The following is a 13586-nucleotide window of genomic DNA, read 5'->3' on the forward strand; positions in this document are numbered from 1 at the left end:
GGCAACTCCTTGGGAAACAGGAAATACATTCCTTTGTCGAGAACCTAGTCTTTGGCGGCCTTGATCACAATATGAGACGTGTCACGAGAGTAAAATCTCTCGTGAAAGACTGTAACCTGAGCAGAAGGTTAGAACAACTAAAAGGCGAGTGTGGCCGAAACCGCGCGTATCCAACCCTCAACCTTGGCGGTGCGCAGCTCGGTCGACATCTTTGGCAGAAACTGCTGTTCCAATGCCCAAGTATCGGCAAATCCGGCCTGATCGGGGTATAGACCGATCTGCATCCCCGCCAGCCAAGCCGCCCCAAGCGCGGTGGTTTCCAGCACTTGCGGACGATCCACAGGCGCGTCGATAATGTCTGACAGGAACTGCATGGCCCAGTCAGAGGCGCTCATTCCGCCATCCACCCGCAATACCGCATCGGCCCCGTGCCCGGCCCAATCATCGCGCATCGCCCGCAAGAGATCGCGGGTCTGGAACCCCACGCTTTCCAGCGCCGCACGGGCCAGTTCCGCAGGCCCGGTGCTGCGGGTAAGCCCAAAGATCGCCCCCCGACAGTCAGGCCGCCAATAGGGCGCGCCAAGCCCGGTAAAGGCAGGCACCAGAACGACTGTTTGATTGGGGTCGGCCTGTTCGGCGAGGGGCTGCGTTTCACTGGCGTGGCGGATCATCTTGAGCCCGTCGCGCAGCCATTGCACCACGGCCCCCGCGACAAAGATCGAGCCTTCGAGCGCATAGGTCGGCTTGCCATCCAATTGATAGGCAATGGTGGTGAGCAGCCGGTTTTGCGAGACAACCGGCGTATCGCCCGTATTGAGCAGCGCAAAACAGCCGGTGCCATAGGTGGATTTGAGCATCCCCGGCTTGAAGCACGCCTGCCCCACTGTGGCCGCCTGCTGATCGCCCGCCACACCGCGAATGGGGATTTCGCGGCCAAAGAGATCGGCGCGGGTGTGGCCATAGTCATCGGCGCTGTCGCGCACCTGAGGCAGCATTTGCATCGGGATGCCCAAGAGATCGCAGATCGTGGCGCTCCAGCGCCCTTTGCGGATATCGTAAAGCAGGGTGCGCGCGGCATTTGTGGCGTCGGTGGCATGCACGCGCCCGCCCGTGAGTTTCCAGATAAGATAGCTATCGACGGTGCCAAAAAGCAGATCGCCCGCTTGGGCGCGGGCGCGCGCGCCCTCGACATGATCGAGAATCCAGCGCAGTTTTGTTCCGGAAAAATAAGGATCAAGCAAAAGCCCGGTGCGCCCGGCCACCATCGGTTCGTGGCCTGCGGCGCGCAATTCGGCGCAATACTCTGCCGTGCGCCGGTCTTGCCAGACAATCGCGCGGTGAATGGCCTGCCCGGTGTGGCGATCCCAGACCACCGTTGTCTCGCGTTGATTGGTGATGCCGATGGCGGCGATGTCGGCCCCGGTCAGCCCGGCCTTTTCGATCACCGCGCGGCAGGTGCCCGCCGTGGTCGACCACAGATCATTCGCGTCATGCTCGACCCAGCCCGATTGCGGAAAATGCTGGGCGAATTCCTCTTGTGCCGTGGCCGTGATGCGCATCTGCGCATCGAACAGGATCGCGCGGCTCGACGTGGTGCCTTGGTCGATAGCGAGGATATGGGTCATGGGAGTGGGTCCGTAGGTTTGAGTGGTCATCCTCGGGCTTGACCCGAGGATCGCCCTACCCCGTCATCCTCAGGCTTGACCCGAGGATGACGGAAAGGTCCGGGGCGCGCGGCACGCGCCCCGATGCATTTCACTTACTGCCAGGACTTGATCAACTCGTCATAGGCGATGGTGACCGGCTCTTCGTCCTCGTTCTCAAGTTTGGCCTTGGGGGCACCGGGCTGGCTCAACCAATGCTCGGGGTCCATTTCCTCGTTGAGTTTGGGGCCGATGTCGCCTTGGATGCCAGCGCGCTCAAGCCGCTCAAGCACGCGCTCTTGATCCGCGCAGAGCGCATCAAGCGCCTCTTGCGGGGTTTTGGCGCCCGACATGGCATCGCCGATATTCTGCCACCAAAGCTGGGCCAGTTTCGGATAGTCGGGCACGTTGGTGCCGGTGGGCGACCACTGAACGCGCGCGGGCGAGCGGTAGAATTCCACAAGGCCGCCCAGCTTGTCGGCGCGCTCGGTAAAGCTGTCGTGCTGGATCGTCGACTCGCGGATGAAGGTGAGGCCGGTGTGGGCCTTTTTCACATCCACGGTTTTCGAGGTCACGAACTGCGCATAGAGCCACGCCGCTTTGGCGCGGTCGACGGGGGTGGATTGCATCAGGGTCCAGCTACCGGCATCCTGATAGCCCACTTTCATGCCCTCTTCCCAATAAACGCCATGTGGGCTGGGGGCCATGCGCCATTTCGGCGTGCCGTCTTCGTTCATCACCGGTAGGTCGGGTTTCACCGAGGCTGCGGTAAAGGCGGTGTACCAGAACATCTGTTGCGCAACGTTGCCCTGCGCGGGGATTGGGCCCGCCTCAGAGAAGGTCATGCCAGCGGCGGCGGGGGGCGAGTATTTCTGAAGCCACTCAATCGCCTTGGTGACGGCATAGACCGCCGCAGGGCTGTTGGTGGCACCGCCACGCGCGACACAGGACCCCACAGGCTGCGAATTTTCATTCACACGGATGCCCCATTCATCGACCGGCAGGCCGTTGGGTTCACCCTTGTCGCCCATCCCGGCCATGGACATCCACGCGTCGGTATAGCGCCAGCCAAGGCTGGGGTCTTTCTTGCCATAGTCCATGTTGCCAAAGACTTCGCCCTCGACGCCCAAATGGCTGAGGTCACGGCCGGTAAAGAATTCGGCGATATCCTCATAGGCCGACCAGTTGACCGGAACGCCCAGATCATAGCCGTATTTCTCTTTGAAATCGGCCTTGTTCTTGTCGTCGTTGAACCAGTCGTAGCGGAACCAGTAGAGGTTGGCGAATTGCTGGGTTGGCAGTTGATAGACCTTGCCATCGGGTCCGGTGGTGAACGAGAGGCCCACGAAATCGTCGATATCAAGCGTCGGGCTGGTCACATCCGCGCCCTCGCCTGCCATCCAGTCGGTCAGGTTGCGCACCTGCTGATACCGCCAATGGGTGCCGATAAGGTCACTGTCGTTGACATAGCCGTCATAGATATTCTCGCCCGACTGCATCTGGGTCTGCAGTTTTTCGACCACATCGCCTTCGCCGATGAGGTCATGCGTGACCTTGATGCCGGTGATGGCGGTAAAGGCCGGGGCCAGCACCTTGGATTCGTAGCTATGCGTGTCGATGGTTTCCGACACAACCTTGATTTCCATGCCGGAAAAGGGCTGAGCTGCGTCGATGAACCACTGCATTTCCGCCTCTTGCTCGGCGCGGGTAAGCGACGACAGATCGCCGATTTCCGCATCGAGAAACGCCTTTGCCGCCTCCATATCGGCGAAGGCGGGCGAGGCCATCAGGCCCAGCGACACCAGCGCAGTGGTTGTTTTCATTCGAAAGTTCATGGTTTCCCTCCCTAGGTGAACTTTGTTGGTGATTGATCCCGGTCTAAACCCAGCGAAACACCGCCGCGGCATAGATCAGGCAGAGGATCAGCGCATAAGGCTGGTTCGCGCCGACAATTCCGAGCCAGGCCAGGTTGAGAAAGGCCGAGCCAAGAAGCGTGATGAAAAGACGATCGCCGCGCGTCGTCTCGATCCGAAGGATGCCAACACGCGGGGTTTCGGGGAATTTGATCGCCAGCACCGTGAAGGTGATGAGCAGCGCCGCGATGACCCCGAAGAAGATCGCGGTGGGGAGTGTCCAAGCCATCCAGTCCATGTTTAGTCCTCCCTCAGACGCGGCCTAGGGCGAAGCCCTTGGCGATGTAGTTCCGCACGAAATAGATCACGAGCGCGCCTGGCACGATGGTGAGCACCCCTGCCGCCGCGAGCACGCCCCAATCGAGACCGCTTGCCGACACCGTGCGGGTCATGGTGGCGGCGATGGGCTTGGCATCAACGCTGGTGAGCGTGCGGGACAAGAGCAATTCCACCCATGAGAACATGAAGCAGAAGAACGCGGCCACGCCTACGCCCGATGCAATCAGTGGCATGAAGATTTTCACGAAGAACCGCCCAAAGGAATACCCGTCGATATAGGCGGTCTCGTCAATCTCTTTGGGGACGCCGCGCATGAACCCCTCTAGAATCCACACCGCCAGCGGCACGTTGAAGAGGCAATGCGCCAGCGCCACAGCGATATGCGTGTCAAACAACCCCACGCTTGAATAAAGCTGAAAGAACGGCAGGGCAAAGACCGCAGGCGGGGCCATCCGGTTGGTCAAAAGCCAGAAGAAGAGATGTTTGTCGCCCAAGAAACTATAGCGCGAGAACGCATAGGCGGCAGGCAGGGCCACGGCAATCGACAGAACCGTGTTCATCACCACATAGATCAGCGAATTGACATAGCCCATATACCAGCTGGCATCGGTGAGGATGGTGGCATAATTCGCCAGCGTCGGGCTCTGCGGCCAGAGCGAGAAGGTGCCAAGGATCTCGTCGTTGGTCTTGAAGCTCATGTTCACGAGCCAATAGATCGGCAAGAGCAGGAACACGAGGTAAAGCACCATCACCACGTTGACGCGCGGCAGGGCAAGGCCACGTGTGGTGCTGCGGGTCGCGGTCAGATCGGCCATCACTTGCCCTCCCGTTTGTCGAGATTGACCATGACGGTGTAAAACACCCATGAAATCAGCAGGATCACGAGGAAATACATGATCGAAAAGGCGGCGGCTGGGCCGAGGTCGAACTGCCCGAGCGCCATTTTCACGAGGTCGATGGAGAGGAACGTCGTGGCATTGCCCGGACCGCCGCCCGTGACCACGAAAGGCTCGGTATAGATCATGAAACTGTCCATGAAGCGCAGGAGGATGGCGATCATCAGCACCCCCGTCATCTTGGGCAATTCAATATAGCGGAACACGGCCCAGCGGCTGGCCTGATCAATCTTGGCGGCCTGATAATAGGCGTCGGGGATGGATTGCAGCCCGGCATAGGCAAGAAGGGCGACAAGCGATGTCCAGTGCCAGACATCCATCACGATCAGCGTCACCCAAGCATCCACCGCATCCTGAGTATAATTATAGTCCACACCCAGCGCCGCCAGCGTATGCCCCAAGAGGCCGATATCGACCCGGCCAAAGATCTGCCAAATGGTGCCCACCACGTTCCACGGGATCAAGAGCGGCAAGGACATGAGCACAAGGCAGACCGACACCCAGATGCCACGCTTGGGCATATTGAGCGCCACCAGAATGCCCAGCGGCACCTCGATGGCGAGGATGATCGCGGAAAAGATCGCCTGCCGTTGCAACGCGTCCCACATCCGCTCTGAGGCGAGCATTTCTTCGAACCACTCCAGCCCCGCCCAGAAGAACTGGTTGTTTCCAAAGGTATCCTGCACCGAATAGTTGACCACGGTCATCAGCGGGATCACGGCAGAGAACGCCACGAGGATCAGCACAGGCAGGACAAGAAACCATGCCTTTTGATTGACGGTCTTCTCCATCACGCGGCCTCCTGCGCCTGAGATTTCGGCGTGACGCGCCAGTCATCGGCATAGACGTTGATCGCCGCCGGATCAAAGGTGAGGCGCGTCATTTCGGGCGAAATCAGCGCGCCCTCGGCGGCAATGGCGTTGATCTGAACCCCGGCCAATTCGCAGCGGACGATCTTGTGACGGCCCACATCCTCGATCCGCCGCACGGTCACTGGCAGGCCATCAGCCCCCGCCGTCAGACGCACGAATTCCGGCCGCACACCGATTTGCACCCGGCCTGTGGGGCGGGCATAGTCGGCCCCCAGCGGGATTTCGACGCCCTGCACCACGGCCTTGTTGCCGGAAACCTCTGCGTCGAGCAGGTTCATGCCCGGCGAGCCGATGAAATAGCCCACGAATGTATGTTCTGGCCGCTCAAAGAGTTCCTGTGGGGTGCCCATCTGCACGACTCGACCGTCATGCATGACCACCACCTTGTCGGCAAAGGTCAGCGCCTCGGTCTGATCGTGGGTGACGTAGATCATCGTATGACCAAACTCGTGATGCAGCGCCTTGAGCTGCGTTCTGAGTTCCCATTTCATATGCGGGTCGATCACCGTCAGCGGTTCATCGAAGAGAAGCGCGTTGACGTCTTCGCGCACCATGCCGCGCCCAAGGCTGATTTTCTGCTTGGCATCTGCTGTAAGGCCGCGCGCCTTGCGGCCTAGCTCTGCCTCCATCCCGATCATGCGGGCGATGGTTTGAACCCGCTCGGCGATATAAGACGCCTCTGCCCCGCGATTGCGCAGCGGAAAGGCCAGATTGTCGCGCACGGTCATGGTGTCATAGACCACCGGAAACTGGAACACCTGCGCAATGTTGCGCGCGGCGGTGGCCTGATCGGTGACGTCCTGATCGTTGAAGAGGATACGGCCTTGGCTTGGGCGCAAGAGGCCTGAAATGATGTTGAGCAGCGTGGACTTGCCACAGCCTGACGCCCCCAAGAGCGCGTAAGCCTCGCCATCGCCCCAGACGTGATTGAGTTCCTTGAGCGCGAAATCCGCCTCGGACGCGGGGCGCGCGAGGTAGCTATGCGCGAGATTATCAAGCGTGATCTTGGCCATGGTTCCCCCTCACGCCGCCTCGGCATAGGGCGCGGGTGCGACCAGCGCGCCATCTGCCCCGAATACATAGACATGCGACGGATCAAGATAGACCCGCAACGCCGCCCCCAGTTTCAGATCGCGCACCCCGTGGATAAGACCCACCCAGCGCTCGCCATGGTGATCCAGATGCACAAAGGTTTCTGACCCGGTGATCTCGGTCACGTTGAGGCGTGTGTCAAAGGTCAGCGCATCGGCGGTATGCCGATCAAGTTCCAGATGATTGGGCCGGAAACCCGCCGTATAGGTGCCGTCCGCCAGAGCGGCCATGCTGCCCAGCGCCTCGGCCGATTGCCCATCACCAAAGAGGATACGGTTGCCGGTCTTGGTGACGCTGAGGAAATTCATCGGCGGATCGCTAAAGACGCGCGCGGTCGTGGCATCGCGCGGTTGGCGGTAGACCAGCGGCGTGGGGCCGAACTGCGTGACACGCCCCTCCCACAGGGTTGCGGTATTGCCGCCCAAAAGCAGCGCCTCTTCCGGCTCTGTTGTGGCATAGACAAAGATGCTGCCAGCCGCCTCGAAAATCTTGGGAATTTCCGCGCGCAATTCCTCGCGCAGCTTGTAATCGAGATTTGCCAGCGGCTCATCCAGCAGCACCAGCCCCGCCTCTTTGACCAGTGCGCGGGCCAGCGCGCAGCGCTGTTGCTGGCCGCCCGATAGCTCTAGCGGTTTGCGCGCCAGCATCGGGGACAATTGCATGAGGTCGGCGGTGTTCTTGACCGCTGCGTCGATTTCGGCGCTGGATTTGCCCATCAGGCGCAGGGGCGAAGCGATGTTGTCGTAGACGGTCATCGAGGGGTAGTTGATGAATTGCTGATAGACCATGGCCACGCGGCGATCCTGCACGCGCATCCCCGTCACATCCGCGCCGTTCCACAGAATGCGGCCTGTTGCAGGCACATCAAGCCCCGCCATCAAGCGCATGAGCGAGGTTTTCCCCGAGAGGGTCGGCCCCAGAAGCACGTTCATCGTGCCAGCCTCGAGCGTGAGATCGGTCGGGTGAATATGCACCTGCCCGTTCACACGTTTCGATACCCCCTTGAGTGTCAGCGCCATGCGGTCGATCCCTCCGTTATCCCTTGGCAGCCACGGGGGCAGCCCGATCAAGGCCGCGCTCGTGCTGCATCCAGTCGTCGAGCGCTGCAATCTGCGCCTCGGTCATCTTGAGGCCCAAACGGGTGCGCCGCCAGACCACATCCGCCGCCGTTCGGGCGTATTCATGGTCCATCTGCCAACGCACCTCGGCCCCGGTCAAACCGGCCCCGAAATCGGGGCCAAGATCGGCTGCCTCGCGCGCTTGGCCCAGAATATCCTGCGCCTCGGTGCCATAGGCGCGCACCAAGCGGCGCGCCCCTGCCGCCGTCAGAAACGGATAGGCCCGGTGCAGACTCTCTGTCAGCGGGTCAAACCCGTCAACGGGGAAATTACCCCCCGGCAGGGCGACGCCTGCGGTCCAATCCGGGCCCGCCTCTGGAAAGAAGGGCCGCAGTTTGGCCAGCGCTGCCTCGGCCAATTTGCGGTAGGTGGTGATCTTGCCGCCAAAGATGTTCAAAAGCGGCGCGCCCGGCCCCTCGGCCAACGTGAGCACATAGTCGCGGGTGGCGGCGGTGGCGGATTTCGCGCCATCGTCATAAAGTGGGCGCACGCCCGAATAGGTCCAGACGATATCAGCGCGTGTCACGGGCGTCTGGAAATACTCGGATGCAAAGCGGCAGAGATACTCAGCCTCTTCCGGTGTGCATTCCGGGCGGCTATCGGCCTGCCCATGTTCGGCATCGGTGGTGCCGATCAGGGTGAAATCCCCCTCATAGGGGATGGCAAAGATGATCCGCCCATCGGTGCCCTGAAAGAAATAGCATTTGTCATGGTCAAACAGGCGGCGCGTCACGATATGGCTGCCACGCACCAGCCGCACCCCCTCGGCAGAATTAAGGCGCAGCGTGCCCGAGATCACATCCTTGACCCAAGGTCCGGCGGCATTGACCAGCGCGCGTGCCTGCACCACCTCGGTGATACCGGTTTCCTGATCCTTGAGCGTTACCTGCCACAGATCGCCCGCACGCTCGGCTGATTGCACGCGGGTGCGGGTGCGGATGCGGGCACCACGCGCCGAAGCATCGCGTGCATTGAGCACGACAAGGCGGCTATCCTCGATCCAGCAGTCGGAATATTCATAGGCGCGGGTGAACTTGTCCTTGAGCGGCGCGCCCTCGGGCGTCTTGCGCAGATCAAGCGTAGAGGTCGCGGGCAGGATTTTCCGGCCCCCAAGATGATCGTAGAGAAACAGCCCCAGACGGATCAGCCAAGCGGGCCGCCGCCCCTTCATCCATGGCATGACCAGATTGAGGATGCGAGAGGTCGGCGTTTCGCCCTCGAACCGCATATCGCGGTGGTAGGGCAGAACAAAGCGCATGGGCCAGCTGATATGCGGCATCGCACGCAGCAGCGTTTCGCGCTCGATCAGCGCCTCGCGCACCAGCCGGATTTCGAAATATTCGAGATAGCGCAGGCCGCCATGGAAAAGCTTGGTCGACGCGCTTGACGTGGCCCAAGCGAGATCGTTCATCTCGGCCAGTTCGACCCGCAATCCACGCCCTGCCGCATCACGGGCGATGCCACAGCCGTTGATGCCGCCGCCGATGACGAACAGGTCGATCACTGTGTTCCCGCGGCCCTGCGACACGCGCCCCTCCCACCGTAAGATGAGCGCAAACGAACCATTTTTTGACCACATCGGTCAAGAATGAATGTTCGTTTTGTTTCTTTTTAAAATACACCTATTGATTTTATTAAATAATTTTCCAAACCCACCTCACTTCAACGGGCGAACGAACGGATTTTGCCACCCAACACCGCGCCAGCAGGCGATCCGGGCTGTCGATTCGTCCGCCATGCCGCAGCGCGGCGGAGGCTTTGCTTGCAGAGATCCCCAAAACGAACATAATCGAACCTGTAACCGATCAAGGCCCGCCATGTCCCAGAGCTTTCGCCAACCCGACATTCTCGAAATTGCCCGCGCCGAAGGCAAGGTTACGGTCGAGGATCTCGCAGAACGCTTTGATGTCACCGTTCAAACCATCCGCCGCGACCTGACCGAACTTGCCAATGCGGGCAAGCTGGAGCGCGTGCATGGCGGCGCAATCCTGCCGTCTGGCGTGTCCAATATCCTGTACGAGGAACGCCGCCGCCTCAATGAGCCTGCCAAGGCCGCAATTGGCCGCGCCTGTGCGGCGGCTATTCCACATAATGCCTCGGTCTTTCTGGACATCGGCACCACGACCGAAGCGGTGGCGCGCGAATTGATGGATCATCGCAACCTCATGGTCGTCACCAACAATATGAACGTGGCGCAAATCCTGCTGACCAACAAGGATTGCGAGATTGTCGTGGCAGGCGGCGCGCTCAGGCGATCCGACAATGGCTTGGTCGGCAATCTGACCGCGCGCACCATCGAGAATTTCAAGTTCGATTACGCGATCCTGGGATGTTCCGCGCTGGACGAGGACGGCGACATGCTCGATTTCGACATTCAAGAGGTGGTGGTGGGCCAGACCCTGCTCAACCGCTCGCGCGAGGTGTTTCTGGTCGCCGATCACTCAAAATTCCAGCGCAGTGCGCCGGTGCGGCTTGGGTCTATTCGCGATGTCGATCAGGTCTTTACCGACCGCCCCTTGCCGGCACCTCTGGCTGAAAACTGTATTGGTTGGGGAACACGGGTGCAGGTGGCGGGCATGCCGGGCAAGCGTCAGTCGACCTGAAACACCTTGTCCCGGCTGGTGTGACCGCGCAGCAGGGTCAGGCGGGATTTTGGCACGCCCAGCGCCTTGGCCAAGAGTTTTTGAACGGCGGCATTGGCCTTGCCATCCTCGGGCACGGTGGTGACATAGACCCGCAGCACGTCATCCTCTGCAACGATGCGATTGCGCGCGGCCTTGGGCGTGACCCGCAGGGTAAGGGTAGTGCCGGGCTGGGCCAATGCGCTGAGGTCGGGGATGTCCATGGCAGTGCAATAGCGGCTGGCTTGAGCCTGTCCAAGAGGATTTGCAGCATCGGGGCTTGACCCCGGGCGCGCGCTTGCCGACATGTGGGGGGCCTTGCAGGAGAAAGACACCGATGCCCACGCCCAATCCCGCCGCCCTTGATTTTCTGCTGTCGCGCCGCTCGCGCCCAGCCAAGACGCTGGGGCTGCCGGTGCCCGACAGCGACGCCCTGCGCCCGCTCTTGGCCGCAGCCACCCGCGTGCCCGACCACGGCAAGCTGGAGCCGTGGCGCCTGATCGTGCTGGAACGCGCGGCCCTCGTGCGGCTGGCGGGGCTGGTGGCCGAAGCAGGCGCGCGGCTGGGCAAATCCCCCGAGGATATCGCCAAGGCCGAGACGCAATTCGCCGATGCGCATCTGGCGGTTGCCGTGATCGAGAGCCCGAAACCCTCGGACAAGATTCCGGCGATCGAACAGACCTATTCGGCGGCCTGCGTCTGTCTTAGCCTCTTGAATGCTGCCCTTGCCGCAGGTTGGGGGGCCAATTGGCTGAGCGGTTGGCCCAGCCATGACCGGGGTTTCGCGCAGACCGCCCTTGGGCTGGCCGAACACGAGCGTATCGCCGGTTTTCTCCATATCGGCACCGAAGGGGCCGCCCCGCCCGAGCGACCGCGCCCTGACATCGACGCCATCACCACTTGGGTTTCGGAATGATTTTCGCCAGTTTCTTCAAGGCCTTGGGTCAGATCGGCGACCCGCGCTTTCGCAAGGTGCTGTTCTTGGGTGTGGGTCTGACGCTGGCCCTGCTGATCGCGGCCTATGCTGGTGTGCTCTGGCTCATTCAGGTGGCTGTGGGCGACAGCACCACCCTGCCACTGCTCGGCGAGGTGACATGGCTGGGCGATCTTTTGAGCGGCGCGTCGTTCCTGCTGATGATCGTTCTGTCGGTATTCCTGATGGTGCCGGTCGCCTCTGCCATCACCTCGATGTTTCTCGATACTGTGGCGCAGGCGGTGGAGGACCGGCATTATCCGCATCTGCCCCCGGCCAGCATCGTGCCCTTTGGTGAGGCGCTGCGCGACACGATCAACTTTTTGGGCGTCATCATCGGTGCGAATGTTGTGGCGCTGTTTCTCTACGCGCTTTTCACGCCCTTTGCGCTTTTCATCTTTTGGGGCTTGAACGGCTATCTTCTGGGGATGGAATATTTCCAACTTGTCGCCATGCGCCGGGTTGGGCGCGCGGGGGCCAAGACATTGCGCAAGAAACATCGTCTGACCATTTGGGCGGCTGGTGTGTTGATGGCGATGCCGCTTTCAATCCCGCTGGTGAACCTGCTCATTCCGATCTTGGGCGCGGCCACCTTTACCCATATCTTCCACGCTACTCAGGCGCGGCGGGTGGGGCCATCCGGTTGAACATATCCAGATCGCGCACCGTGATCATTCCCGAAATAATCGTGCCGCCGATAATGATCCAGAGCACGATGGCGATGCCGGTGGTGATCCACGCCTTTTTCTTGAGGTGGTGATGTTCGGGTGATCCCGCATGGGTGCCAGGGACGATCTGACCCAGATCCCCTTGGGTCTGAATGCGGATCGGCAGCACGACGAAAAACGTCATGAACCAGATCACGGCAAAGAGCACGATGGCCGAGGTAACGCCCATTAGACCTGCTCCAGTTCCACGAGGCAGCCGTTGAAATCCTTGGGGTGCAGGAACAATACCGGCTTGCCATGCGCGCCAATCTTGGGCTCTCCGCTGCCCAGCACCCGCGCGCCGGTGGATTTCAGATGGTCACGCGCGGCAATGATGTCCTCGACCTCATAGCAGACATGGTGAATCCCGCCCGAGGGGTTCTTATCCAAAAACCCTTGGATCGGGCTGTTTTCGCCCAAAGGATAGAGCAGTTCGATCTTGGTATTGGGCAATTCGATGAAAACCACGGTCACGCCATGATCCGGCTCGTCCTGCGGCGCACCCACTTTTGCGCCAAGCGCATGGCGATACTGATCGGCGGCGGCGGTAAGGTCCGGCACGGCGATGGCAACATGATTGAGGCGTCCGATCATGGGGCAATCCTTTCGCATGAATTTCCCCTGTTATGGGGATGAACGCAGGAACTGACAAGCGACAGGGGGACGCAACCCGCGCATTAACCTTGCGTTCACCACAATCGGGCCATGCTGTGGGGATGTCGTGACAGAAGGATGCGCCCGATGACCGATCTTGACAGCCTTGCGCGCCCGCGCACCCCCAATTCCCAACGCCCGCTTTTGGGCATGACCGTTCTGGCGGTCGAGGATAGTCGCTTTGCCTCAGAGGCGCTGCGCCTGATGTGTCTGCGCAGCGGTGCACGCATCCGGCGCGCCGATTGCCTGACCTCGGCGCGGCGGCATTTGCAGGTCTACCGCCCGTCGGTGGTGATCGTTGATCTGGGCCTGCCCGATGGGCGCGGCGAGGATCTGATCGCCGAGCTTGCCCGCGCATTGCCCCGTGTGGGGGTGATCCTCGCGACCAGCGGCGATGCCGGGGCCGAGGCGCGGGCGCGCATGGCCGGGGCCGATGGGCTGTTGCTCAAACCGGTGGCGAGCCTTGGCATCTTTCAGCAAGAGGTGCTGCGCCATGTGCCCGCCGACCGGCGGCCCCTTGGCCCCTATGCGGTGCAGGCCGAGGTGATCCACCCCGATCCGCTGGCGTACCGCGACGATCTTGACCATGTTCAAAACCTGCTGAGCCATGATCGCACGCCCGACATCCTAAGCTATGCGGCACAGTTTCTGGCCAGCGTTGCACGGGCCGCCGAGGATACCTGTCTGGCCGAGGCCGCGGCAGGGCTGACCGGGCATTGCCCCGAGGCGGGAATTGCGCGGGTCATGGGGCTGATCACGGCAAGGCTGGCGGCGCAGGCGGCGCTCTAGCAGGCCGCTTTGCTTTGCCGCAGCCCACC

Annotated in this window: 15 protein-coding genes; 4 read left to right on the top strand and 11 right to left on the bottom strand. The window is 61.3% G+C overall.

The genetic code is table 11. The features are described 5' to 3' along the window. Nucleotides 1-137: 137 nt before the first annotated feature. The 8 genes from glpK to glpD form a co-directional block, all read right to left on the bottom strand. Nucleotides 138-1625 carry a glycerol kinase GlpK gene (glpK, locus tag RAK1035_RS02230; RefSeq protein ID WP_008279272.1) on the bottom strand — a complete coding sequence of 496 codons (1488 nt, stop codon included), beginning with the start codon at nt 1623-1625 and terminating at the stop codon, nt 138-140. Between the two features lie 134 nt (nt 1626-1759). After that, nucleotides 1760-3478, bottom strand: a complete 1719-nt coding sequence (locus RAK1035_RS02235) for an ABC transporter substrate-binding protein (RefSeq protein ID WP_198133554.1) — start codon at nt 3476-3478, stop codon at nt 1760-1762. 43 nt (nt 3479-3521) lie between these two features. Next, nucleotides 3522-3794: a DUF2160 domain-containing protein gene (locus RAK1035_RS02240; RefSeq protein WP_008279274.1), complete on the bottom strand. Its 273-nt coding sequence runs from the start codon at nt 3792-3794 to the stop codon at nt 3522-3524. A 13-nt stretch (nt 3795-3807) separates the two neighbouring features. Then, entirely contained in the window at nt 3808-4650 is an 843-nt protein-coding gene (locus tag RAK1035_RS02245; protein WP_008279275.1) for a carbohydrate ABC transporter permease, read from the bottom strand. Continuing rightward, nucleotides 4650-5522: a carbohydrate ABC transporter permease gene (locus RAK1035_RS02250; protein ID WP_008279276.1), complete on the bottom strand. Its 873-nt coding sequence runs from the start codon at nt 5520-5522 to the stop codon at nt 4650-4652. Before RAK1035_RS02250 ends, RAK1035_RS02245 begins: the two co-directional genes overlap by 1 nt. Next, complete coding sequence (locus RAK1035_RS02255) at nt 5522-6616, bottom strand: ABC transporter ATP-binding protein (RefSeq protein WP_008279277.1); 1095 nt, start codon at nt 6614-6616, stop codon at nt 5522-5524. The genes RAK1035_RS02250 and RAK1035_RS02255 overlap by 1 nt, the downstream gene beginning before the upstream one ends. A gap of 9 nt (nt 6617-6625) precedes the next feature. Further along, entirely contained in the window at nt 6626-7714 is a 1089-nt protein-coding gene (locus RAK1035_RS02260) for an ABC transporter ATP-binding protein (protein WP_008279278.1), read from the bottom strand. 16 nt (nt 7715-7730) lie between these two features. After that, nucleotides 7731-9392 carry a glycerol-3-phosphate dehydrogenase gene (gene glpD / locus RAK1035_RS02265; protein ID WP_008279279.1) on the bottom strand — a complete coding sequence of 554 codons (1662 nt, stop codon included), beginning with the start codon at nt 9390-9392 and terminating at the stop codon, nt 7731-7733. 238 nt (nt 9393-9630) lie between these two features. Here glpD and RAK1035_RS02270 point away from each other — a divergent pair, with 238 nt between their 5' ends. After that, nucleotides 9631-10416, top strand: coding sequence for a DeoR/GlpR family DNA-binding transcription regulator (locus RAK1035_RS02270; RefSeq protein WP_008279280.1), 786 nt, complete (start codon nt 9631-9633; stop codon nt 10414-10416). Here the strand turns inward: RAK1035_RS02270 and RAK1035_RS02275 are convergent. Beyond that, nucleotides 10404-10658, bottom strand: coding sequence for a DUF167 domain-containing protein (locus tag RAK1035_RS02275; protein ID WP_008279281.1), 255 nt, complete (start codon nt 10656-10658; stop codon nt 10404-10406). The genes RAK1035_RS02270 and RAK1035_RS02275 overlap by 13 nt on opposite strands. Before the next feature lie 113 nt (nt 10659-10771). Between RAK1035_RS02275 and RAK1035_RS02280 the strand changes: the two genes are divergently transcribed. Continuing rightward, nucleotides 10772-11350, top strand: a complete 579-nt coding sequence (locus RAK1035_RS02280) for a nitroreductase family protein (protein WP_008279282.1) — start codon at nt 10772-10774, stop codon at nt 11348-11350. Beyond that, nucleotides 11347-12054 carry an EI24 domain-containing protein gene (locus tag RAK1035_RS02285; protein ID WP_008279283.1) on the top strand — a complete coding sequence of 236 codons (708 nt, stop codon included), beginning with the start codon at nt 11347-11349 and terminating at the stop codon, nt 12052-12054. The genes RAK1035_RS02280 and RAK1035_RS02285 overlap by 4 nt, the downstream gene beginning before the upstream one ends. On the opposite strand, the gene RAK1035_RS02290 is transcribed toward RAK1035_RS02285, so the two are convergent. Then, a complete protein-coding gene (locus RAK1035_RS02290) occupies nt 12020-12304 on the bottom strand; it encodes a DUF1467 family protein (RefSeq protein WP_008279284.1) in 285 nt (94 codons plus the stop codon). The two genes, RAK1035_RS02285 and RAK1035_RS02290, sit on opposite strands and share 35 nt — an antisense overlap. Continuing rightward, nucleotides 12304-12708 carry a methylmalonyl-CoA epimerase gene (gene mce / locus RAK1035_RS02295; protein ID WP_008279285.1) on the bottom strand — a complete coding sequence of 135 codons (405 nt, stop codon included), beginning with the start codon at nt 12706-12708 and terminating at the stop codon, nt 12304-12306. Before mce ends, RAK1035_RS02290 begins: the two co-directional genes overlap by 1 nt. A 147-nt stretch (nt 12709-12855) precedes the next feature. On the opposite strand from mce, the gene RAK1035_RS02300 reads away from it, so the two are divergent. Further along, complete coding sequence (locus RAK1035_RS02300) at nt 12856-13557, top strand: response regulator (protein WP_037296707.1); 702 nt, start codon at nt 12856-12858, stop codon at nt 13555-13557. Nucleotides 13558-13586 lie beyond the last annotated feature (29 nt).

It is taken from the genome of Roseovarius sp. AK1035 (assembly GCF_003288315.1).
Lineage (GTDB): Bacteria > Pseudomonadota > Alphaproteobacteria > Rhodobacterales > Rhodobacteraceae > Roseovarius > Roseovarius mucosus_A.

Bases quoted from the DNA above. Each gene is read 5' to 3' on its own strand.
- RAK1035_RS02275 (WP_008279281.1), bottom strand. From the start codon at position 10,658: ATGGACATCCCCGACCTCAGCGCATTGGCCCAGCCCGGCACTACCCTT.
- RAK1035_RS02270 (WP_008279280.1), top strand. From the start codon at position 9,631: ATGTCCCAGAGCTTTCGCCAACCCGACATTCTCGAAATTGCCCGCGCC.
- glpD (WP_008279279.1), bottom strand. From the start codon at position 9,392: ATGTGGTCAAAAAATGGTTCGTTTGCGCTCATCTTACGGTGGGAGGGG.
- RAK1035_RS02240 (WP_008279274.1), bottom strand. From the start codon at position 3,794: ATGGACTGGATGGCTTGGACACTCCCCACCGCGATCTTCTTCGGGGTC.
- RAK1035_RS02260 (WP_008279278.1), bottom strand. From the start codon at position 7,714: ATGGCGCTGACACTCAAGGGGGTATCGAAACGTGTGAACGGGCAGGTG.
- RAK1035_RS02250 (WP_008279276.1), bottom strand. From the start codon at position 5,522: ATGGAGAAGACCGTCAATCAAAAGGCATGGTTTCTTGTCCTGCCTGTG.
- RAK1035_RS02300 (WP_037296707.1), top strand. From the start codon at position 12,856: ATGACCGATCTTGACAGCCTTGCGCGCCCGCGCACCCCCAATTCCCAA.
- mce (WP_008279285.1), bottom strand. From the start codon at position 12,708: ATGATCGGACGCCTCAATCATGTTGCCATCGCCGTGCCGGACCTTACC.
- RAK1035_RS02235 (WP_198133554.1), bottom strand. From the start codon at position 3,478: ATGAACTTTCGAATGAAAACAACCACTGCGCTGGTGTCGCTGGGCCTG.
- RAK1035_RS02255 (WP_008279277.1), bottom strand. From the start codon at position 6,616: ATGGCCAAGATCACGCTTGATAATCTCGCGCATAGCTACCTCGCGCGC.
- glpK (WP_008279272.1), bottom strand. From the start codon at position 1,625: ATGACCCATATCCTCGCTATCGACCAAGGCACCACGTCGAGCCGCGCG.
- RAK1035_RS02280 (WP_008279282.1), top strand. From the start codon at position 10,772: ATGCCCACGCCCAATCCCGCCGCCCTTGATTTTCTGCTGTCGCGCCGC.
- RAK1035_RS02245 (WP_008279275.1), bottom strand. From the start codon at position 4,650: ATGGCCGATCTGACCGCGACCCGCAGCACCACACGTGGCCTTGCCCTG.
- RAK1035_RS02290 (WP_008279284.1), bottom strand. From the start codon at position 12,304: ATGGGCGTTACCTCGGCCATCGTGCTCTTTGCCGTGATCTGGTTCATG.
- RAK1035_RS02285 (WP_008279283.1), top strand. From the start codon at position 11,347: ATGATTTTCGCCAGTTTCTTCAAGGCCTTGGGTCAGATCGGCGACCCG.